The sequence below is a fragment of the Micromonospora citrea genome (genome assembly GCF_900090315.1).
Classification (GTDB): domain Bacteria; phylum Actinomycetota; class Actinomycetes; order Mycobacteriales; family Micromonosporaceae; genus Micromonospora; species Micromonospora citrea.
Window position 1 is genome coordinate 870154 of the sequence record NZ_FMHZ01000002.1, and the last position, 20417, is coordinate 890570.

A 20417-nucleotide genomic window follows, 5' to 3' on the forward strand; every position below is an offset into this window, starting at 1 on the left:
CGATGCCTGTCGAAGAGATCACCGCCTCCGCCGCCGGCACCTGGACCCTCGGCGACCGCACCGTGCACCGGATGGGCTTCGGCTCCATGCGGTTGACCGCCGACCCGGACCGGGCGCGCGCCGTCCGCGTCCTGCGCCGGGCGGTCGAGCTCGGCGTCAACCACATCGACACCGCCGCCTTCTACGTCTCGCCGGGCGGGCCGCTCGGCGTCGGCACCGGTCCCCGCCGCTACGCCACCGACCTGATCCGGGAGGCGCTGGCGCCGTACCCGGAGGACCTGGTCATCGCCACGAAGGTCGGGCCGTCCTTCGACGAGGCGAGCCGGCACCGGGAGCTGACCCCGGCCGAACTGCGCCGGGACGTGGAGGAGAACCTGCGCCGGCTGGGCCGGGACCACCTGGACGTGGTCAACCTGCGCATCGTCCGGCGCGAGGGGCGGGACTCGGTGGCGGAGCGCTTCGCCGCCCTCGCGGAGCTGCGCGACGCCGGGCTGATCCGGCACCTCGGACTGTCCAACGTGCGCGTCGACCACCTCGACGAGGCGCAGGCCATCGCGCCGGTGGTGTGCGTGCAGAACGCGTACGCCCTCGACGCGAACCGCTGGGCCGACGACCTGCTGCGTGCCTGCGGGGAGCGCGGGGTGGCCTTCGTGCCGTTCTTCGCGATCGCCGGCGGCGGCCGGGAGTCGGGCGCGGGCGGCGACCACGGCGACGCGGTGCGCGCGGTGGCCCGGGCCCACGGGGTGACGCCGCACCAGATCCGCCTGGCCTGGACGCTGCACCAGGGGCCGCACGTGCTGGCCATCCCCGGCACCGGCGATCCGGAGCACCTGGCGCAGAACGTCGCGGCCGGTGCCATCCGGCTCTCCGCCGACGACCTGGCCCGCCTCGGCTGAACGCGGTCGTGGGCCGGCCCCTGGTGAACGGCCGGCGAACCGGAACCGGCCGGGCCGACGGGGCGCGCGTCTGGCCACGCCCGGCGTGCCGGTCAGCGGTCGGCGAGGAAGGCCACGGCCCGCTCCCAGGTCCGTGCGGCCGCCGCCGCGTCGTGATCGGGCAGCTCGGGGTCGGTGTAGAGATGCCCGACGCCGGGATAGCGGTGGACGGACAGCTCCGCGCCGGCCGCGGTCATCGCCCGCCGCCACTGCGCGACCTCCGGCTCCGCGTCGTAGTCGTCGGGGTCGCTCAGGTGCAGCTGCACCGGCAGGCCCGGCCGGACCGCCTCCGGCTCGCCGCCGGTGCCGCAGAGCAGCAGCAGCGCCGCCGCGTCGGGACGTTCGGCGAGCAGCGCCCCGGCCACCCCGGCGCCCATCGAGAACCCGGCCAGCACCGCGTCGGCAGGCGCCTCGCCCAGGGCCGCCCGGGCCCGGTCCAGCACCGCCTCCTGCCCGATCTCGCGGAGCAGGGCGAAGCCGTCCTCCACCGTCTCGGCGGCCGGCTCACCATAGAGGTCGGGGGTGTCGACGGTGTGCCCGGCGGCACGCAGCCGGTCGGCGGCCGTCAGCACGGCGGGCCGCAACCCGTAGACGGAGTGAAACAGCACCACGTGTCCCATGCCGGCATCCTGCCCCAGACCCCCGACAGGACCGGGTCGCCGCGCGGGCCCGCAGCCCGGTGGGTCACACGAGCGCCTCCAGGCGCCGCACCAGTTCCTCGGGCCCCGGCATGGCGGCGATCTCGGCGCTGACCTGCCGGGCCGCCTCGCGCAGCCCCGGGTCGCCGACCAGCCGGGTCAGCGCGTCGGCCGTGATGTCGCGGGGCCGCACCGCGAGGCCGGCCCCGCGCCGGGCCACCAGCTCGGCGTTGTGCCGGCGGTCGCCGGCCCCGACGGTGACCAGCTGCGGCACGCCCGCGATCAGGGCCGTGAAGACGCTGCCCGCGCCGCCGTGGTGGACCAGCGCCGCGCTCGCCGGCAGCGCCTCGGGCAGCGGGATCCAGTCGACGGTACGCACGTTGCCGGGCAGCGCCCGGCGGGCCAGCCGCGCGTCCGGGCGGACCAGGACGAACTCGGCGTCGACCCGGTCGGCGGCGGCGAGGACCGCCGGCATCGGACCGGCGCTGCCGGGGCCGGCGACGGTGCTGCGGCTGACCAGCACCCGCGGGCGCTCGCCCGGCTCGCGCAGCCACTGCGGCAGCTCGCCGCCACCGGAGTGGGCGGCGTAGCGCATCGGCCAGCCGTCCTGGGAGAGCAGGCTGGGCGGGCCGACGGCGATGGCGGCGGCCGGGGGCGGCAGCTCCGCCACGCCGTGTCGGCGCAGGGCGGCGCCGAGCGACGCGAGGGTGGCCCGCACCAGGTCACGGCCGTCGAAGAGGGAGTTCTCCTGGCGTACGGCGGGCACGCCGCGCTTCGCGGCGGCGAGCGCCCCGGCCACCGCGAACGGCTCGTGGATCACCAGGTCGGGCTTCCACTCCTCGGCGACGGCGACCACCCCGTCGGCGAGCTGGTCGTTGACCGTGCCGAAGATCATCCCGGCGCCCCGGGTGCCGCCGGTGCCGGCCAGCTCGGCCCGGGCGATCAGCGGGTGGCGCAGCATCATCGCGCGGGCGATCCGTCCGAAGTCGAACGTCGGCGCGACGTCGCGCACCGGCAGGCCCGACTGTTCCGCCCGCAGGGCGTCCGCCGCGGTGGTGACGAGCACCTCGTGCCCGGCGTCCCGCAGTGCGCCGGCCAGCGGCAGCAGGGGAAAGACGTGCCCGATCAACGGCGCGGAGACCACCAGCACTCGCACGGTCCACATGCTACTCCCGGCCGGAATCGCCGTGCGGGACGGGACGCTGAGCCCCCTGCCCAGGGCGACGCGGTCCCGGCGAGCTACCGCACGGTCGGCGCCGCGACGACGCGACGGGCGGCTCAGCCGGCGGTCGCGGGCAGCGTACGGCTGCGGCCCCGGAACTCGGCGACCACCTCGCCGCCCTCCCGCGTGACGGTGACGTCGTAGATGCCGCTGCGGCCGTAGCGGGTGCGCTCGGTGGCGTGGGCGGTCAGCAGGTCGCCCTCGCGGGCGGGACGGACGAAGGTGATCTCGCCGCCGGCGGCCACGGTGACGGGGCCGTGGCTGTTGCAGGCCAGCGCGAAGGCCGTGTCCGCGAGCAGGAAGACGAACCCGCCGTGCGCGATGGCGTGGCCGTTGACCATCGCGCCGGTGACCCGCATCCGGGCCACCGCAGCGCCGTCGGCGGCGTCGACCAGCTCGATGCCGAGCCCCTTGGAGGCCGCGTCGGCGTCGAACATGTCGTACGCGGCGTTGCGCCCGGCCACGTCAGCCGCCCCGCCGCTGGTCGACGATCCGCCGCATCTTGCCCATCGACCGCTCCACCCCGTCCGGGGCGATCACCTCGACCGCCACGCTCACCCCGATCGTGTTCTTGACCAGCCCGACCAGCGCGACGCCGGCCCGTTCGGCGGCCTCGACGTCCACCCCCGCCCGCCGTTCGACGCGGACGGTCAGCGTGTCCATCCGCCCCTGCCGCCCGAGGACGCACTGGAAGTGCGGCGAGAGCTGCGGCGTACGCAGGATCAGCTCCTCGATCTGGGTGGGGAAGACGTTCACCCCGCGCACGATCATCATGTCGTCGCTGCGCCCCGTGATCTTCTCGATCCGTCGCATCGGGCGGGCGGTGCCGGGCAGCAGCCGGGTGAGGTCGCGGGTGCGGTAGCGGACGACCGGCATCGCCTCCCGGGTCAGCGAGGTGAGCACCAGCTCACCGCGCTCGCCGTCAGGCAGCACCTCGCCGGTGACCGGGTCGACGATCTCCGGATAGAAGTGGTCCTCCCACAGGTGCAGCCCGTCCTTGGTCTCCACGCACTCGTTGGCCACGCCGGGCCCCATCACCTCGGACAGTCCATAGACGTCGACGGCGTGCATGTCGAGGCGCTGCTCCATCTCCCGGCGCATGTCCTCCGTCCACGGCTCCGCGCCGAAGATGCCCACCTGGAGCGAGGTGCGGCGCGGGTCGACGCCCTGCCGTTCCATCTCGTCGACGATGGCGAGCATGTAGCTGGGGGTGACCATGATGACCTCGGGCTCGAAGTCGCGGATCAGCATCACCTGGCGTTCGGTCATCCCGCCGGAGACGGGGATGACGGTGCAACCCAGTTCCTCCGCGCCGTAGTGCGCGCCGAGCCCGCCGGTGAACAGCCCATAGCCGTACGCGACGTGCACCCGGTCGCCGGGGCGTCCGCCGGCGGCCCTGATCGACCGGGCCATCAGCCGGGCCCACGTCCTCAGGTCCTCGGCGGTGTAACCGACCACGGTCGGCCGGCCGGTGGTACCGGAGGAGGCGTGCAGCCGGGCGATCCGCTCGCGGGGCACGGCGAACATGCCGAACGGGTAGTTCTCCCGTAGCTCCGCCTTGCCCGTGAACGGGAAACGGGCCAGGTCGGCCAGGTCCCGGCAGTCGTCGGGGTGCACGTCGGCGGCGTCGAAGGCGCGGCGGTAGTGCGGGACGTTGTCGTACGCGTGCCGCAGCGACCGTCGCAGCCGCTCTCGCTGCACCGCGCGCAACTCGTCGACGCTCGCCCGCTCGATCGGCTCCAGATCCTCCGGGCGCGGGGCGCGGTCCTGCATCGGTGCCTCCTGCACGTCACGGTGGCGCGGCGGCACGAGCGCGCACGGGCACACCGGGCCGTCCCGGAGCCGGGCCGCCCCGTCCGCCGATCTTGGTACCGTACGCCGGCCGCCGGCGGCGCACCACCGACGGCCCGGGCAAGCGCCGGTCCGGGCCGGCGGCGGCCCGGACCTGCGGCAGCGGCCCGGACCGGCGGCGGCGGCGGCGGCGGCGGCGGCGGCGGCGGCGGCGGAAGGTCAACGCGCGGCGCGGTGGCGTGTCACGGGTTATCCGGGTCCAGGTTGCGCTCGCGCAGCAGCGCGTCCAGCTTGGCTTCGATCCGCTCGTCGGACTCCCGCGACTGGGAAGAACCCCAGTAGTAGAACAGGGCGAGGCCGGCCGCCTGCCAGACCAACTGGAGGAACTCGGACTGCCAGTTCTCCAGGGTGGAGGCGAGGAACTGCGGCAGGAAATCGGCCCAGGCGAAGGACTGGCCGTGCTGGCTCGCCTCGTTGCTCTCCACGACCGCCTGGAAGACGAACTGGCCGATCCAGGAGACCAGGAAGAGCGCCCCGGTCACCAGCGCGAAGGCGTACGCCTTGGGCCATCTCGGCTTACGGAACGGCGGCCCGGCGGCCCGGCCCCGCGACCGCCGACCGTTGGACGCGGCTCCGGACGGACCCGCGTCGGAGGCGGTCCTGATGATCTCGGCCATCGCGATCCCCCTCTCGATGAATCCCCTGGTGAGGCCTATGCCCCGGGCCGCGCACGCCGAAACGGCGGCCCGGCACGGCGGCACGGCGCGGCGGCGCGGCAGCCCGGCACGACAGCGCGGCACGGCGGCAGGGAGCGGCGGCAGGGAATGGCACAGACCGGTGGCGCGGCGCGGCTACGGCGGCAGGAGACGCGAGGGTGCCGGGAGCGACGCCCTCGCCCACGCCCCGCCACCACCCTGCCGCCGTTTGGCAATTGCGAAAGTATGGCAACAAGGTCTGGACACTCGCCGGTCAACGTAACTAGCCTGATCGCCATGACTCCTTACATCACGGATGCCGCCGCCTGGCAGGAGAGCTGGGACCGCCAGCAGGAGGCGTACCTGCCTGACCGCGAGCACCGGTTCACCGCGATGCTGGACGCCGTCGACGCGGTCCACGACGGCGATCGGCTGCGGCTGCTCGACCTGGCCGGCGGGACGGGCAGCATCTCCGACCGGACACTGCGCCGCTTCCCCGACGCCGAGGTGACGCTCGTGGACCTCGACCCGGCGCTGCTCGCCCTGGCCCGCGCCTCCCTCGGCAACCGGGTCACGGTCGTCACGGCGGACCTCGCCCGGCCCGACTGGCACACCGCGCTCCCCCACCGCGACTACGACGCGGTGCTGACCGCCACCGCGCTGCACTGGCTGCCGGCGGAGCGGCTGACCCTGCTCTACGCCGAGCTGCGTGACCTGCTGCGCCCCGGCGGGATCCTCGTCAACGCCGACCACATGCCGGACGACACGCTGCCCCAGCTCAGCAAACGCCTGCTCGACCGGGCGCGCGACCGCCGGGCGGCCCGGTACGCCGCCGGAGCCGCCCTGTCCTGGGCGGAGTGGTGGGAGCGGGCGGCCGCCGACCCGGCGCTGCGCCCGCTCGTCGCGCAGCGGCACGCCATCTATCCCACCGGGCACAGCCCGGAGTGGACCCCGCCGGTGTCCTGGCACCTCTCCGCGCTGACCGCCGCCGGCTTCGCGGAGGTGGGAACGGTGTGGCGGGGCGGCACCGACGCCGCCGTCGCCGGCGTGCGCTGACGGCCCGGCCCGGGCCGGTCGGGCCGGTCGGGCCGGTTGTGGCTGGGTCAGGGGCGGCTGAGCTGGCTCGCCGGGCTGGTTGCGACCGGACCGGCTCGGCCGGTTTCGGCTGGATCAGCTAGCCGGGGTGCGACCGGACCAGCTCGGCCGGTTCGGGCGGTCGAGTGCGACCGATCGAGTGCAGCGGGTCGAGTGCAGCCGGACTGGCGCAATGACATCCACGCGCTGTCGAGCTGAGTCGTTTACGACATCACGATGGGACGGAGAGTCGGTCCGCTTCGCATCATGGCGACGCCGCAGGTAGTCAACCGGCAACACGGCATGGCGGCATCGCGGCATCGCGGGAAGTCGAGCCACAACACCTCATCGCCGCACCGCGAGAAGTCGAGCCACAACACCTCACCGCGGCAGCGGGAGAGCTGAACCGCCTGCGGCATCGCGGCGTCTTCAGCTCAGCACCTCACCCGGTTGCCTGCCCGGACCGGCAGCATGGCGTAGGTCCCGGCGGGGCACCAAAGGCGGTTTCAGGCGACCCAGGAGTTGAATCGTTTACGACATCAGCTCGACAGCGTGCGGCGGGTATGCCATCACTCTGGCGTTCGATACTGCCCTTGGCGTTCGATGCCCCTGCCACTGGCTTTCCGCTGCCTCCCGTCCTGCCACCGGCTTCTACACCGGCGCTGCCGGCGCCGCCACCCGCGACCCCCGCCCCGCCGCCCCTCAGGGCCGCCGCCCCCCGCGCCCCCGCCCCGCCGCCACCCGAGCCCGCCAAGCCGCCGGGCCAGCGCGACCCCGGCGCCGCCGCGCCACCCGCCACCCGCCACCCGCGCCGCCCCCGCGACCCGCCCCGAATCGACGATGGACCCGCGCGGGGCGTAGCTCGACCCGGTGCCCCGTCCGACCGCCGAGCGTGGCCGGGCCGCCGGGCAGGTCGATCCCGACCAGCCGACAGGCGCGTCGGGCCACCGGGACGCCTGGGCGCCCGCCGCGAGCGGCCACTAGGCTGACGATCACACACCGACGGTCCCCGCCCGTGGCACCCGGCGGGGAGGAGAGATGTCCGGACCGGACCCACGCGTCGACCCCGACGTCGACCTACGCGTACCCGCCGACCGGGGCGAGCTGGCCGTGCGCCCCGGGGCGGTGCTCGGTGCCGTCGCCGCCGGCGGCGCGCTCGGTGCCCTGGCCCGGGCCGGCCTCCAGCATGCCTTCCCGCACGGCCCCACCGGCTTCCCCTGGGTCACCTTCGGCGTGAACCTGACCGGGTGCCTCCTGATCGGCGTCCTGATGGCGGCGCTCGGCCGGGCGGACGACCGCCGTCCCCTGCTGCGTCCGTTCCTGGGAGCGGGGGTGCTCGGCGGCTACACGACCTTCTCGACGTACGCGGTGGACGTCCACCGGGCGCTGGCCGCCGGGGCCCCGGCCGTGGCCCTGGGCTACCTCGCCGCGACGCTTGCGGGCGCGCTGGTGGCGGTCTGGCTCGGCGATGCGCTCGCCGGCCGGCTGCTCGACGCGGCGACCGGCCGGCCGGACGACAGGGCGACCGGCCCGACGGACGACAGGGGCGGGCGGTGATCGTGCTGCTGATCGCGCTCGGGGCGGCCGTCGGCGCGCCGCTGCGCTACCTCGCCGACCGGGCGGTGCAGGCACGGCTCGGCTCGGCCTTCCCGTGGGGCACGCTGACGGTCAACGTGGTCGGGTCGCTGCTGCTCGGGATCCTGGTCGGGCTCCCGGTCGGTCCGGCCGCCGGCGCCCTGCTCGGCACCGGCTTCTGCGGGGCGCTGACCACGTACTCGACCTTCGGCTACGAGACGCTGCGGCTGGTCCGGCGGGGCCGACGACTGCTCGCCCTCGCGAACGTGCTGGCCAGCGTGGCCGCCGGTCTCGCCGCCGCCGGCACCGGCTTCATCCTGGCCCACGCGCTGACCGGCTGACAGGGCCGACAGCCGGCACGGACGGACCACACCGACGAACGGGAGCAGACCGGCCGGCGGGAGCAGACCCACCGGCGGAAGCGCACCGACCGGCGGAAGCGCACCAACCGACGGAAGCGCACCAACCGACGGAAGCGCACCAACCGACGGAAGCGCACCAACCGACGGAAGCGCGCCAACCGACGGAAGCGCACCAACCCGGCGGATACAGACGACCGGCGGGGCGCGCCGGCCAGAGCATGCGAGGGCGGGCGAGAGCCGGCCGCCCGGCGGGGGCGGTCGCACCGACGCCCCCGCCGGGCGGGTCAGGCCTGCCGGTCAGGCGGGCAGGTCCGAGGACGCCAGCGCGACCACCGGGCCGAGCACGAAGACGGCCGGCGGGCCGATCCCCTCCCGGGCCGCGGCCGCGCCGATCTCGTCCAGCCTGGCCGTCACCGTGCGCTGCCCGGGATGGCCGGCGTCCTGCACGGCGAGGACCGGGGTGTCCGGGGCGCGGCCGTGTTCCACCAGCACCGCCGCGATCTTGCCGACCGTGTCCACGGCCATCAGCAGCACCACCGTGCCCCGGGCCCGGCCCAGGGCCGCCCAGTCGACGAGCGAGTCCGGGTGCCCGGGCGGCAGGTGCCCGGAGACCACCGTGACGTCGTGCGCGACGCCCCGGTGGGTCACCGGTACACCGGCCAGGGCGGCGGCGGCGACCGCGCTGGTCACGCCGGGGACCACGGTCACCTCCACGCCGGCCGCCGCGCAGGCCTGGACCTCCTCGTGGCCGCGCCCGAAGACGTACGGGTCGCCGCCCTTGAGCCGCACCACCCGCCGCCCGGCGCGGGCGTGCGCGACGAGGGCGGCGTTGATGGCGTCCTGCCCCATCGACGGCCCTCGGGGCACCTTGGCCGCGTCGACCACCTCCACCCCGGGGCGCAGCCCGGCGAGCAGTCCGCGCGGGGCGAGCCGGTCGACCACCACCACGTCCGCGGCGTCGAGCAGGGCCCTGCCCCGTACGGTGATCAGGTCCTCCGGTCCGGGGCCGCCACCGACCACCGCGACGTGCCCACGGTGCGGGCCCTCCGCGTCGTGCCCGCACCGCCCCTCGACCTGGCCGTGCCGACCGTGACCGTGGCCGTGACCGTGGGCGTGGCCGTGGCCGTGACCGTGGGCGTGCCCGTGGCCGTGGCCGTCGACCGGGTCGTCGGGGTGGTCGTGCGGCGTCTGCGGCCGGCCGACCTTGTCGGCGAAGCCCGGCATCAGCACCCGGTACGCGCAGGTGTCGCAGTTCATCCGGATGTCCCCGCGGCGCGCCTCGGCGTGCCGTTCGAGCACGAGGTCGGCGAGGGCGTCGCAGTCGCCGATCAGGTCGGCCACCCGCACGTCCAGGTCGGGGTGGGCGGCGGCGAAGTCGGCCGACTGCGCGGCGATCCGGTCGGGCAGCACCCCGGCGAAGAGGAAGTACGGCGCGACGACGATCCGCCGCGCGCCGAGCCGGCGCAGCCGGTCCAGCACCGCCGGCACCGACGGCTCGGCCAGCGAGACGAAGCCCGGCTCGACGCCGGCGTAGCCGCGCCCCTCCCAGAGCAGCCGGGCCACCTTGGCGACCTCGGCGTTGGCGTCCGGGTCGGTGGAGCCGCGCCCGATCAGCGCCACCCAGGTGCCGGCCCGGTCGTCGCCGGCCAGCGCGGCGTCGACGCGCTGCTCCAGGGCGGTGTGCAGCAGCGGGTGCGGGCCCAGCGGCCGTCCGTAGACGTAGCTCAGCCCCGGGTGGCGCTCCCGCTCGCGGGCCAGCGCGGCCGGGATGTCGCCCTTGCCGTGCCCGGCGGCGGTCAGCACCAGCGGCAGCGCCACCAGCGACCGGTGGCCCCGGTCGACGAGCGCGCCCACCGCGTCGGTGAGCGGCGGCCGGGACAGCTCGATGAAGCCGCCCTCGACGTCGCCGAGGGCGCCGGCGGCGCGGCGGCGGACCCGCTCGACGAACGCGACGAACTGCTCGACCCCGGCCGCGCTGCGGGTGCCGTGCCCGACGATGACCAGAGCGGTCACTGTTCCTCCTCCACGTACAGCAGGGCGTTGAGGGCGGCGGCGGCGACCGCCGAACCGCCCTTCTCGCCCCGGTTGGACACCCCGGGCAGGCCGCTGGCCCGCAGGGCCGCCTTCGACTCGGCGGCGCCGACGAAGCCGACCGGCAGCCCGACGACCAGCGCCGGACGGGCGTCCAGGGTGATCAGTTCCTCCAGTGCGGTCGGCGCGCAGCCGACCACCCACACCGCGCCGGGGCCGACCCGCTCCAGGGCGATGCGCACCGCCGCCGCCGAGCGGGTGATGCCGGCCGCGCGGGCCAGCTCGGCGGCGGCCGGCTCGGCGACCGGGCAGACCGTCTCCCGGCCGGTGATGCCCGCGGCGACCATCGCCACGTCGGTGACCACCGGCGCGCCGGCGCGCAGGGCGGCCAGCCCGCCGGTCAGGTCGGCCTCGTCGCAGACCAGGTCCGTGACGTAGTCGAGGTCGGCGCTGGCGTGCACCACCCGCTCGGTGACGGCCCGGGTCAGCGGCGGCAGGTGCGCCAGGTCGACCCGGGAACGCAGGATCCGGTACGACTCGGCCTCGATGGGGTGCACGGTCCGGCTCACGGCCGCACCGCCCCGGCGCCGTAGCGCTCGTCGTAGCGGCGCAGCTTCCACAGCGCCACCGCGCCGCCCCAGGCGAGCACGAAGAGGGCCACGACGGCGTACCCGAGCTGCTCGAAGTGGTCGGCGATCCCCGCGTACCCGGACAGCACCGACCAGCCCAGGTGGTCGACCAGCAGGCCGACGGCGTAGACGCTGGCGACCAGTCCGCCGACCAGCACGGTCACCGCCGTGGTGGCCAGGTTGTAGTAGAGCCGCCGGGCCGGCTGCCGGTACGCCCACGAGTAGGCGCGGCTCATCAGCAGGCTGTCGGCGGTGTCCATGGCGGACATTCCGGCGGCGAAGAGCAGCGGCAGGGTGAGCAGGGCGAGCACCGGCAGCCCGCCGGCGGCGGCGGTGCTGGCCGACAGGGCGAGCAGGGTCACCTCGCTCGCCGTCTCCAGGCCGAGGCCGAAGAGGAACCCGACCGGCGCCATGTGCCAGGAGGAGCGCACCAGCGCGCGGGCGCGGGAGCCGAGCACGCGCTGCACCAGGCCCCGGTTGAGCAGGTGCAGGTCCAGCTCCCGCTCGTCGAGGTCGCCGTGGCGCAGCCGCCGCCACAGCCGCGCCAGGCCGGCCAGCACCGCCGCGTTGAGCGCCGCGACCAGGGCGAGGAACAGCGTGGCGGTGAGGACGGCCACGGTGGCGCCCACCTCGCGGGCCTCGGCGAGCCCGGGGCCGGCGAGGTTCGCCGAGGCGAGGCCGACGACCAGGGCGAGCAGCAGCACCACCCCGCTGTGCCCGAGGGCGAAGAAGAAGCCGACGCCGACCGGGCGCCGGCCGCGCAACAGCATCAGCCGGGTGGTGTCGTCGATCGCCGCGATGTGGTCGGCGTCGAAGGCGTGCCGCACGCCGAGCAGGTACGCCAGCGTGCCGGCCCCGGCGAGCCCACCGGCGGCGGCGGGCTGGTCGTTCCAGTACAGGTAGAGGCTCCAGCCGGCGACGTGCAGCACGGCCACGGCGAGCACGATGCCGCCGAGGCGCAGCCGTTCGGCGCGGCTCCACCGGCCGGCCGGGGGTGCGGCGCTGACCGCGGTCGAACTCATCGGCTTCCTCCACGTTGGTCGGGTCCGGTGACGCGGATCGCGTCCACCGGGCAGATCTCCAGGCACTCCAGGCAGCCGGTGCAGCGGTCGTCGCGGACGGCGAGGCCGCCGGGCACCGGCCGGATCGCGTGCGTCGGGCAGGTGAGCAGGCAGGCGCCGCAGCCCTGGCAGGCGCCGATGGTCACCGCCGCCACCGGTACCCCCGCGGGGTCACCATCCGGCCGGCGACGATCCGGGTCTGACTGCTGCCGACCACCACGACGCTGTACATGTCGACGAGCGCCGGGTCGAGGTCGGCCAGGGTGGCCAGGTGCACCCGCTCGTCGGCCCGGCTGGCGTTGCGCACCACCCCGACCGGGGTGTCCGGCGGCCGGTGCGCGGCGAAGACCTCCAGCGCCGCGCCGAGCTGCCAGTCCCGGGCGCGGCTGCGCGGGTTGTAGAGCAGCGCCACGAAGTCGCCCTCGGCGGCGGCGGCCACCCGGCGGGCGATGACCTCCCACGGGGTGTGCAGGTCGGACAGGCTCAGGTAGGCGTGGTCGTGGCCGAGCGGCGCGCCGAGCAGGGCGCCGGCGGCCAGCGCCGCGGTCACCCCGGGCACGCCGACCACGTCGATCCGCTCGTCGGCGTGCTCCAGTGCGGGGCTGGCCATCGCGTACACGCCGGCGTCGCCGGAGCCGACCAGCGCGACGGCGTGCCCGGCGACGGCCTCGGCGACGGCGGCGCGGGCCCGTTCCTCCTCCGCTCCCAGCCCGCTGGCCAGCACCCGGGTGCCGGGGCGCAGCAGGTCGCGCACCTGGTCGACGTACTGGTCGAGGCCGACGACCACGGCGGCGCGGCGCAGCTCGGTCACCGCGCGGGCGGTGCGCAGGTCGGGCGCGCCCGGGCCGAGGCCGACTATGGCCAGCCGGCCGCGCGGGGCGTGCCGGGCGACCGCCACGGTGGCCATCGCCGTCGCGGTCTTCGGCACCAGCAGCTCCGCGTCGCCGCCGAGCAGCGCCGCCGCCTCGGCGACGCTGGGGGTGCCGACGGCGGCGCGGACCACCTCGCTGGGGTGCGGCACGTCGACGGCTGCCAGCTCCGCCGCCGGATGCGTCACCAGGGGTACGCCGAGCGCGTCGGCGGTCGACCGGATGCCCGCCTCGTCGGCCTTGATGTCGGCGCTGGCCAGGTGCCGCAGGCTGGCCGGGCTGAGCCCCGCCTCGGCGAGCGTCCGGTCCAGCAGGTCGCGCACCTCGGCGGCGGGTACGCCCCGGCTGGCGCCGACCCCGGCGACCAGCGACGGGGGCCGCAGCACGGCCGTCCGGTCGTCGATCGGCACGATCCGGTCGGTGACCAGCAGCCGGTACCCGCCACCCGAAGACCTCACCGTCATCGCGCCGGGGCCGCGCGAAGCCCCCGAGGGCATCGCGTCAGGGCCGCTCGACACCGCCGTTCCGGCGGGCGCACCGGACCCGGCGAGCGCACCCGACCCGGCCCGGCCGGCGGGCGCACCGGACCCGGTGGGCGCGCCGGCCGGCGCCGCCTCGGTGGCGGGGCGCACGTTGGGGGGCAGGGCGGGCAGGGGCCAGGCGGCGTCGGCGACCAGCGTGACGGGCTCGCCGTCGAGGATGGCACGGCTGACGGCCGCGACCGCGCCCTCGACGGGCCAGCCGAGGGTGTCCAGGCCGGGCAGGCCGGCCGCGTCGGTGGCGGTGCTGACCACCGGCCGCGCGTCGAGCAGGGCCCCGACCCGCCCGGCGAGGTCGTTGGCGCCTCCGGCGTGCCCGCCGAGCAGCGCGACCGCGTGCCGGGCGGCCTCGTCGACCACCACCACGGCCGGGTCGGTGTGCTTGTCGCCGAGCAGCGGCGCGAGGATGCGCACCACCGCCCCGGTGGCCAGGAACGCCACCACCGCGTCGCACCCGGTCCAGGCGGCGCGCAGCGCGTCCGCGACGGTGTCCGCGGTGACGAGGCGGGCGTGCGGCCAGGCGTCGGCGAGGACGCCGGCGTGCCGCCGCCCGGCGGCGGTGGCGGCCACCAGGCCGATCCGGGTCGGCCGGTCCGTGGCGGTGGGCGGGTGGTTCACGGGCGCTCCCCGGTGAGGACGACCACCGGGTTGGTGGCCGCGAGTCGGATGGATCCGCCGGGCAGGTCGGCGAGGCGGGCGGCGGAGAGCTGGACGCCCTCCACGGCGTAGCCGGCGGCGCGCAGCAGCCCGACCGCCGGGGCGACGCGGTCGACGGCGGCGAGGGTGACCACCACCCGCTCCGGCCGGCGGTGCGTCACGGCGGCGAGCACGTCGACGCCACCGCCGCCGACGAAGACGGCGTCCGGGTCGGGCAGCCCGGCCAGGGCGCCGGGGGCGGCGCCGACGACCAGCCGGACGTCGACGCCGTGTCGTACGGCGTTGGCGCGCACCGGCGCCGCCGGATCGCGTTCGACGGCGACCACGGCCGCGCCGAGCAGCGCGCACTCGATGCCGACCGAACCGCTGCCCGCGCCGACGTCCCAGACCAGCCGGCCGAGGCGGGGCCGCAGCCGGGCGACGGCGAGGGCGCGTACCTCCGGCTTGGTGATCATGGAATGGCGGTGCGCGTAGGCGGACTCGGACAGCGCCCACCCGCCGGCCGGGGCGGCGGCCGGCTGGTTGTCCGACCGCATCCCGGCCGCGCCCGGCTCGCCGGCGAGGCTGAGCAGCACGTGCGGGTCGTCCCAGTCGCGGGCGGCGGCCTGCTCGGGGGTGGTCTCGGTGAGCCGTTCGGCGTCGGTGCCGAGGCGCTCGGCGACGACCAGCCGGCGGGTCCAGCCGACCAGGCCGGCGCCCAGCTCGGCGGCCCCGGCCCCGGGGGCGGTGAGCACCGCGACGGCGGGCAGCGCGCGGCAGGCGTTCAGCGCCGGTCGCGGGTCGCGGCCGTGCGCGGTGACCACGGCCGCGCCGTCCCAGGGCAGCCCGGCGCGGGCGAAGGCGGCGGCCACGCTGGAGACGGCCGGCAGCACCCGCAGCGGCAGCCCCGCCGACCGCAGCCGCCGGACGACGCCGAACAGCCCGGGATCCCCGCTGGCGAGCACGACGGCGGGAACCCCGGCCGCGACGGCGGCGGCCAGCCGCTCCAGCGCCGGCGCGAGCGGCCCGAGGACGACGGTGTCGGCGCCGGCCGGCGGGCGTACGGCGGCCAGGTGCCGGGCCGCCCCGACCACCAGACGGGCACCGGCGAGCACGGGCGCGGCGGCGGGGTGCGGCGGTCCCCCGCCGGCGTCGATCCCCACCACGGTCACGACCGGCCCGGCACTCCGGGCGGACGGGCTCCCGGCGGACGGGCTCGCGGTCCACGCTGGCCCGGTGCCCACCCGGGACGCGCCCACCCGGGACGCGCCCACCCGGGACGCGTCCGCTCGGGACGCGTCCACCCGGGGCGGCGTCCCGGTCATGCCGCCCACCGGCCCGAGGAGGCGACGACGCGGTCGCCCGCGAAGTCGACCATGGCCACGTCGGCGGTGACCGCGTTCCCGGCGAATCGGAGCAGCACCTGGCGCACCCGCCGGCAGAGCAGGTCGCCGGCGGCGCCGAGCAGCCCGGCGGCCTCCCACAGCTCGTACGCGTGCCGCCCGGTGTTCGCCGCGACGACCGCCGCCACCAGTTCGGCGTCGCCGCCCGCCTCGGCGGTGACCTCGCCCAGCAGGGACAGGTCCACCTTGGACCGGGTGTAGTGGGTCATCAGGACGCCGGCGGCGAGCTTCGCGAGCTTGCCGGCCATCCCGACGAAGACCACCCCGGTCATCCCGTCGGCGACGGCGGCGGTGACGGCCGCGCCGGTGAAGTCGCCGACCTCCACGAAGCAGACCTCGGGCAGCTCCGGCAGCAGCGTGCGGGCGGCCCGCTCGGTGCGCCCACCGGTGCACAGCACCACCGTCCGCTCCCCCTGGGCGGCCATCACGTGCACCGCCTGCACCACGCTGGCCCGCCAGGAGGCGGTGGAGAACGGCCGGACGACGCCGGTGGTGCCGAGGATGGAGATGCCGCCGAGGATGCCGAGCCGACGGTTGGTGGTCTTGCGGGCCATGATCTCGCCGCGCGGCACGCTGACCACCACCCGGACGCCCACCTCGGCCAGGTCGACGACCTCGGCGACGGCCTGGCCGATCATGCGGCGCGGGGTGTCGTTGATGGCCGGCCCGCCGACGGGCAGGCCGAGGCCCGGCCGGGTGACCGTGCCGACGCCCGGCCCGCCGTCGAGGCGCAGCCCCGGCTCGTCCCGCCAGGTCACGGTGGCGGTCAGCTCGGCGCCGTGCGTGACGTCCGGGTCGTCGCCGGCGTCCTTGACCACCACCGCCTCCGCCCGCGCGCGGCCGTCGACCTCGCAGCGGGCCACCGGGAAGCTGACCCGCCGGCCGGCGGGCAGGCCGATCTCCACCTGCCGCTGCGGCACGCCGGTGACCAGGGCGGTCAGCGCCGCCTTGGCCGCCGCCGTCGCGCAGGCGCCGGTGGTCCAGCCGGTACGCAGCGCGGTGGGCCGGACCTTCGCCGTGCGCGGCAGGTCCGGCTCGCGCAGCGGCGGCTCGGCGTACGTCATCGGGCGCGCCCGTCCCCCGGTGTCGTGCCGCCCGCGCGGGCGCGGCGCAGGTCGGCGCGGGCGGCCGGCTCGGCCCGCCGGAAGGTGTGGAAGTGCCCGGGGTGGTAGAGGTGCGAGCGGGTGCCGGCGGCGGCGAGCGCCGGGCCGACCAGGAACAGGGTGTGCTTCCAGAGCCTGTGCTCCTTGACGGTGGCCTCCAGTTCGCCGAGGGCGCACCGCACCACCAGCTCGTCCGGCCAGGTCGCCTGGTACGCCACCACGACCGGGGTGTCGGCCGGGTAGCCGCCGGCCAGCAGCTCGGCCTGCGCCTGCCCGGAGCGGGCGGCGGAGAGGAACAGGGCCATGGTGGCGCCGTGCCGGGCGAACTCGCGGACCCGCTCGCCCGGCGGCATCGGCGTCTTGCCGCCCTCCAGCCGGGTCAGGATCACCGACTGGGCGACCTCGGGGATGGTGAGTTCCCGGCCGACGATCGCCGCGACGGCGGTGAACGACGAGACGCCGGGGACGATCTCGACGGCCAGCCCGAGCGCCCGGCACAGGTCGAGCTGCTCCTGCACCGCGCCCCACAGGGCCGGGTCGCCGGAGTGGATGCGCGCCACCGTCAGCCCGTCGGCGGCGGCCCGCCGGTAGAGCGGCAGCACGCCCTCGATGGGCAGCCGCGACGAGTCGACGATCTCGGCGTCGGGGCGGGCGTGGGCGAGCACGTCGGCGTGCACCAGGCTGGCCGCCCAGACCACCACGTCGGCCGCGCCGATCACCCGGGCGGCGCGCAGGGTCAGCAGGTCGGCCGCGCCGGGGCCGGCCCCGACGAACCACACCTTGCCCGGGCCGGGCTGCGCGCCCCCGTCGCCGCGGTCCGCGATCGGCGTGGTGCTCACAGTTTTCCCCCTCTTGCGCCCCGGCGGGCCGGGACGAGCAGCGTCGACAGGTACGGCAGGTCGTCGTCGGCCGGGTCGGTGACCGGGCCGATCCGCTCGCCGGGCAGCCCGAGGCCCCGGCCCAGCACGGCGTCGTCGAGGCGGCCCTGCCGGCGCAGCTCGGCGACCAGCTCGGCGTGCCGCCGCCAGCCCTTGTAGGCCACGACGGTGCCGGGGCCGGCGAGCGCGTCAGCGAAGAGCGCCAGCCCGGCGGTTGCCGGCAGCAGCGTCAGCGGCTCCCGGCCCTCGCACAGCGGCACGCCGCTGCGCGCCGCGAGGTCCTGCATGGCGGTGATCCCGGGGACCGTCCGCACCTCGACGGCCGGGCGCAGGGCCCGGACGGTCTGCGCGAGGTAGCCGAAGGTGGAGTAGACGTTCGGGTCGCCGATGGTCGCGAAGGCGAGCGTCCGGGCACCGCCGTCGACCGCGTCCACCACGGTCCGCGCCGCGTCGTCCCAGGCGCGTGTCCGGCGGGCGGTCACCCCGCCCCGGTCGTCGAGGGCGAACGGCAGCCGGCGCAGCCGGTCCGGTGCGACGTGCGCGGCCACCGTGGCCTCGGCCCGGCCCGGGGGCGCGTCGCCGTCCGCGGCGGATCGCTCCATCACGGGTACGAACACCACGTCGGCCTCGGCCAGCACCCGGACCGCCCGCAGGGTGAGCAGCTCCGGGTCGCCGGGACCGACGCCGACTCCGGTCAGCGTCGCGCTTGCGTCGCCCCCGTGCGCGCCGCCGTCCACGTGGCCGTCACGCCCGGTCATCGGGTCGCGGCCCTCGGCCGCCGGCACGCCCCCGTCGGGTCCGCCCGGCGGCACACGGTCGCCGTGGGCGGTCACCGGCTGGCCGCCTCGACCAGTCGGCGGGCGGCCTGCGGGTGGCCGGCCCAGTGGGTGTGCAGATAGGAGGCGTGCACCCGGTCGGTGACGAAGCCGTGCTCGGCGCCGTCCCAGCGCCACGCCGGCCGGTCGCCGTGCCCGGGGTCGGTGACGGTGCGGTGGAACTCGTGGCCGCGTACCGGGTCGCCGGGGCGGTGCAGCGGAGAGCCGGTGACGGCGACGGCGTCGCGGTAGCCGAGGGTCAGCCGGTCGGTCATCCGGGCGGTCAGGTCGAGCCGGCCGCACATGGGCACCCCGTCGAGGTGCCGGCCGAGATAGAGCAGGCCGGCGCACTCGGCGACGACCGGGCCGTCGAAGTCGGCCAGCTCGGCGCGGAGCGTGGCGTTGTCGGCGAGCTGCGGCGCGTACGCCTCGGGGAAGCCGCCGCCGACGACCACTGCGCGGGTGCCGGCGGGCAGGCCGGGGTCGCGCAGCGGGTCGAAGGGGGCGACGGTCGCGCCGGCGGCGGCGAGCAGCTCGGCGGTCTCGGCGTAGGAGAAGGTGAAGGCCGGTCCGCCGGCGACCGCCACCACGGGACGCCCGGCGCCGGCGGGGCCGCCGACGGCGGCGACCGGGTCCCAGGCCGGCGCGCGCAGGGGGCCGGCGGTGCGGGCCAGGTCGAGCACGGCGTCCAGGTCCACGGTGGCCGCCACGAGGTCGGCGAGGGCGGCCACGATCGCGACGGACTCCGGCGCCCGCTCGGCGACCGGCACCAGCCCGAGGTGGCGCGCCGGGGCGGCGACCTCGGCGGCGCGGGCGACCGCCCCGAGCACCGGTACGCCGACCTCGGCGAGCGCGTCGCGCAGCAGCGACTCGTGCCGGGGCGAGCCGACCCGGTTGAGGATCACGCCGCCGATGCGCACGTCGGGGTCGAACGCGGCCATGCCCAGGGCGAGCGCGGCGGCGGAGCGACCCTGGGCGGTGGTGTCGAGCACCAGCAGGACCGGGGCGTCGACCAGGCGGGCGACGTGCGCGGTGGAGGCGTACCCCCGGCGGCCGACCGCGCCGTCGTGCAGCCCCATCACGCCCTCGATCACGGCGATGTCGGCGGGCGTCGGGGTGGCGGCACCGTGCCGCAGCAGCGGCGCGACGCGCTCCTCGCCGACCAGCCACGGGTCGAGGTTGCGGCCGGGGCGGCCGGCGGCGAGCGCGTGGTAGCCGGGGTCGATGTAGTCGGGGCCGACCTTGTGCGGGCTGACGGTCAGGCCGCGGCGGCGCAGCGCGGCGAGCAGCCCGGTGGCGAGGGTGGTCTTGCCGTGCCCGCTGGCGGGCGCGGCGACCACCACGCGCGGCAGCGCCCACGGCGCGCCGGGGTGGACGGTCACCACTCGATGCCCTTCTGGCCCTTCTGGCCGGCGTCCATCGGGTGCTTGACCTTGGTCAGCTCCGCGACCAGGTCGGCGGCGTCGACCAGGCGCGGGTCGGCGTCCCGGCCGGTGATGACGACGTGCTGGAAGCCGGGGCGGTTCGCCAGGGTGTCGACCACCTCGTCGACGTCGACCCAGCCCCACTTCATCGGGTAGGTGAACTCGTCGAGCACGTACAGGCCGTAGCGCTCGGCGGCCAGGTCGCGCTGGATCTGCCGCCAGCCCTCCAGGGCGTCGGCGGCGTGGTCGGCCTCGCCGCCGCGCTGGATCCAGGACCAGCCCTCGCCCATCTTGTGCCAGGCGACCGGGGCGCCCTGTCCGGTGCGCTCGTGCACCTCGCCGAGGGCGCGGAAGGCGTTCTCCTCGCCGACCCGCCACTTGGCGCTCTTGACGAACTGGAACACCCCGATCGGCAGCCCGGCGGTCCAGGCGCGCAGCGCCAGCCCGAACGCGGCCGTCGACTTCCCCTTCATCTGTCCCGTGTGGACGACCAGCAGCGGCCGGTTGCGCCGCTGGCGCGTGGTCAGCCCGTCGGCGGGCACGTGGGACGGCTTCCCCTGCGGCATCAGGCAACACTCCTGTTCTCCCGGCCGACGCCGGCGCTGACGGCGGCGCCGCCGGTCACGGCGTTGGTGGCGGTCACGGCGCTGGTGGCGGTCACGGCGCTGGTGGCGGTCACGGCGTTGATGGCGGTCACGGCGTTGATGGCGGTCACGGCGTTGATGGCGGTCACGGCG

The 20417-nt window shown here is 76.9% G+C and carries 18 protein-coding genes and 3 pseudogenes; 4 read left to right on the forward strand and 17 right to left on the reverse strand.

Translation table 11 applies throughout. The features are described 5' to 3' along the window. The first annotated feature begins 2 nt into the window (after positions 1-2). Positions 3-896, forward strand: a complete 894-nt coding sequence (locus tag GA0070606_RS04205) for an aldo/keto reductase (RefSeq protein ID WP_091095239.1) — start codon at positions 3-5, stop codon at positions 894-896. A gap of 92 nt (positions 897-988) precedes the next feature. On the opposite strand, the gene GA0070606_RS04210 is transcribed toward GA0070606_RS04205, so the two are convergent. The 5 genes from GA0070606_RS04210 to GA0070606_RS04230 all read right to left on the reverse strand — a co-directional run bounded on the left by GA0070606_RS04210 (position 989) and on the right by GA0070606_RS04230 (position 5263). Next, positions 989-1555, reverse strand: a complete 567-nt coding sequence (locus tag GA0070606_RS04210) for a dienelactone hydrolase family protein (protein ID WP_091095241.1) — start codon at positions 1553-1555, stop codon at positions 989-991. A 64-nt stretch (positions 1556-1619) separates the two neighbouring features. Then, positions 1620-2729, reverse strand: a complete 1110-nt coding sequence (locus GA0070606_RS04215; RefSeq protein ID WP_091107263.1) for a nucleotide disphospho-sugar-binding domain-containing protein — start codon at positions 2727-2729, stop codon at positions 1620-1622. 122 nt (positions 2730-2851) lie between these two features. Further along, entirely contained in the window at positions 2852-3232 is a 381-nt protein-coding gene (gene paaI, locus GA0070606_RS04220; protein ID WP_091107265.1) for a hydroxyphenylacetyl-CoA thioesterase PaaI, read from the reverse strand. 28 nt (positions 3233-3260) lie between these two features. After that, positions 3261-4568 carry a phenylacetate--CoA ligase PaaK gene (gene paaK / locus GA0070606_RS04225; RefSeq protein WP_091095242.1) on the reverse strand — a complete coding sequence of 436 codons (1308 nt, stop codon included), beginning with the start codon at positions 4566-4568 and terminating at the stop codon, positions 3261-3263. 260 nt (positions 4569-4828) lie between these two features. Next, positions 4829-5263 (reverse strand): DUF6766 family protein, encoded by a 435-nt coding sequence (locus GA0070606_RS04230; protein WP_091095244.1) that lies wholly within the window; start codon positions 5261-5263, stop codon positions 4829-4831. A 315-nt stretch (positions 5264-5578) separates the two neighbouring features. On the opposite strand from GA0070606_RS04230, the gene GA0070606_RS04235 reads away from it, so the two are divergent. From GA0070606_RS04235 to crcB, 3 genes are all read left to right on the forward strand, one after another. Further along, positions 5579-6337: a class I SAM-dependent methyltransferase gene (locus GA0070606_RS04235; protein WP_091095246.1), complete on the forward strand. Its 759-nt coding sequence runs from the start codon at positions 5579-5581 to the stop codon at positions 6335-6337. A gap of 1056 nt (positions 6338-7393) precedes the next feature. After that, positions 7394-7912, forward strand: coding sequence for a fluoride efflux transporter FluC (locus GA0070606_RS04245; RefSeq protein ID WP_091095250.1), 519 nt, complete (start codon positions 7394-7396; stop codon positions 7910-7912). After that, positions 7909-8271: a fluoride efflux transporter CrcB gene (gene crcB / locus GA0070606_RS04250; protein ID WP_091095253.1), complete on the forward strand. Its 363-nt coding sequence runs from the start codon at positions 7909-7911 to the stop codon at positions 8269-8271. Before GA0070606_RS04245 ends, crcB begins: the two co-directional genes overlap by 4 nt. Positions 8272-8589: 318 nt before the next feature. On the opposite strand, the gene cobA is transcribed toward crcB, so the two are convergent. From cobA to cobO, 12 genes and pseudogenes are all read right to left on the reverse strand, one after another. Beyond that, positions 8590-10305, reverse strand: a complete 1716-nt coding sequence (cobA, locus tag GA0070606_RS04255; RefSeq protein WP_091095255.1) for a uroporphyrinogen-III C-methyltransferase — start codon at positions 10303-10305, stop codon at positions 8590-8592. Continuing rightward, on the reverse strand, positions 10302-10892 hold the full coding sequence (locus GA0070606_RS04260) for a precorrin-8X methylmutase (RefSeq protein WP_091095257.1): 591 nt from the start codon (positions 10890-10892) through the stop codon (positions 10302-10304). Before GA0070606_RS04260 ends, cobA begins: the two co-directional genes overlap by 4 nt. After that, positions 10889-11896 carry a HoxN/HupN/NixA family nickel/cobalt transporter gene (locus tag GA0070606_RS04265; RefSeq protein WP_483819075.1) on the reverse strand — a complete coding sequence of 336 codons (1008 nt, stop codon included), beginning with the start codon at positions 11894-11896 and terminating at the stop codon, positions 10889-10891. The genes GA0070606_RS04260 and GA0070606_RS04265 overlap by 4 nt, the downstream gene beginning before the upstream one ends. Before the next feature lie 48 nt (positions 11897-11944). Beyond that, positions 11945-12168 (reverse strand): annotated as a pseudogene (locus GA0070606_RS04270) (DUF362 domain-containing protein); the annotation flags it as partial. Continuing rightward, a pseudogene (gene cobJ, locus GA0070606_RS33965) lies at positions 12156-13328 on the reverse strand (precorrin-3B C(17)-methyltransferase); the annotation flags it as partial. The pseudogenes GA0070606_RS04270 and cobJ, both read right to left, overlap by 13 nt. 147 nt (positions 13329-13475) lie before the next feature. After that, a pseudogene (locus GA0070606_RS33970) lies at positions 13476-14039 on the reverse strand (precorrin-3B C(17)-methyltransferase); the annotation flags it as partial. Further along, on the reverse strand, positions 14036-15382 hold the full coding sequence (cbiE, locus tag GA0070606_RS04280) for a precorrin-6y C5,15-methyltransferase (decarboxylating) subunit CbiE (RefSeq protein WP_091107267.1): 1347 nt from the start codon (positions 15380-15382) through the stop codon (positions 14036-14038). The pseudogene GA0070606_RS33970 and the gene cbiE, both read right to left, overlap by 4 nt. Further along, a complete protein-coding gene (locus tag GA0070606_RS04285; RefSeq protein WP_091095264.1) occupies positions 15379-16524 on the reverse strand; it encodes a cobalt-precorrin-5B (C(1))-methyltransferase in 1146 nt (381 codons plus the stop codon). The genes cbiE and GA0070606_RS04285 overlap by 4 nt, the downstream gene beginning before the upstream one ends. Beyond that, entirely contained in the window at positions 16521-17402 is an 882-nt protein-coding gene (cobM, locus tag GA0070606_RS04290; RefSeq protein ID WP_425413022.1) for a precorrin-4 C(11)-methyltransferase, read from the reverse strand. The genes GA0070606_RS04285 and cobM overlap by 4 nt, the downstream gene beginning before the upstream one ends. Continuing rightward, positions 17399-18199: a precorrin-2 C(20)-methyltransferase gene (cobI, locus tag GA0070606_RS04295; protein WP_091107272.1), complete on the reverse strand. Its 801-nt coding sequence runs from the start codon at positions 18197-18199 to the stop codon at positions 17399-17401. Before cobI ends, cobM begins: the two co-directional genes overlap by 4 nt. A gap of 71 nt (positions 18200-18270) precedes the next feature. After that, complete coding sequence (locus GA0070606_RS04300; protein ID WP_091107274.1) at positions 18271-19638, reverse strand: cobyrinic acid a,c-diamide synthase CobB; 1368 nt, start codon at positions 19636-19638, stop codon at positions 18271-18273. Continuing rightward, positions 19635-20246, reverse strand: a complete 612-nt coding sequence (cobO, locus tag GA0070606_RS04305) for a cob(I)yrinic acid a,c-diamide adenosyltransferase (RefSeq protein ID WP_091095266.1) — start codon at positions 20244-20246, stop codon at positions 19635-19637. Before cobO ends, GA0070606_RS04300 begins: the two co-directional genes overlap by 4 nt. Between the last annotated feature and the right edge of the window lie 171 nt (positions 20247-20417).